This window comes from Halomonas sp. 3D7M, from assembly GCF_014897885.1.
Taxonomy (GTDB): domain Bacteria; phylum Pseudomonadota; class Gammaproteobacteria; order Pseudomonadales; family Halomonadaceae; genus Vreelandella.
Map to the genome: position 1 here is coordinate 1 of NZ_JABUZF010000276.1, position 775 is coordinate 775.

Consider the following 775-nt stretch of genomic DNA (forward strand, 5'->3'; position numbering starts at 1 on the left):
GTGGTTGGTGTCTGGCTGCACGTCTGGGTTTTCCAGGAATACGCTCAGGCTGGCTTCCCGGCTGAGCACGTAGTTCAGAGCTTTGGTCAGTGGATCGCTCGGCACCAGGCCGCCTGACGCCAACTGATCCCGGCACCACTGGAAGAAGCCGCTAACGACCGGTTTCGAGTGTTCCAACCGGTACTGACGTTTCTTCTCGCCAGTCAGCCCGTGGGTTCTGATGGTTTCTTCATTCCGGTACAGCGCTGCGATTCGTTGCAGGGCCTCGGTGACGGTTTCCGGGTGATCCTTCTGCGCCTCGATAAAATAACGGCGGCTATGCACCCAGCACTGGGCGTGGGTGACGTTCTCTTGGGCAGCAGCGTAGCGGGCATAGGCCGCGTAGCCGTCACTGATCAGCGTGCCGTTGAACGATTCGCTGAGGATGGCTTCGATGTGGGCACGCCCACGGCTGTTCGAGTAGGTGAACACCACCTCGTCGGCATCGCCGTATAACGGCCAGAACCAGCCGGATTTCAACTTGCCTTTTTGCGGGCCCGCCCGACCCTGGTGACCGGCCTTGATCGGCGTTTCATCCATGGCCAGCACCCGACTGCGCAGCACGTTGTCGGTCTGGGCATCCACAATGGGCCGAAGCAGGTCGATCACGCGCTTGACCAGATTGGTCAGGGTGCTGCGGCTGATTGTGATACCGGCTTGCTGGATGCGCTGGTGCTGACGGTACAGCGGCAGGGGGAACTGGAACTTGTCCACCAGCAACCCCGCCAGCAGACTG

Annotated in this window: 1 protein-coding gene; it reads right to left on the reverse strand. The window is 60.9% G+C overall.

Annotation, left to right across the window (positions count from 1 at the left end; translation table 11 throughout):
- Positions 1-775, reverse strand: a 775-nt coding sequence (gene tnpC, locus INT22_RS21675) for an IS66 family transposase (RefSeq protein ID WP_226912957.1), incomplete at both ends; no start/stop codon positions are given.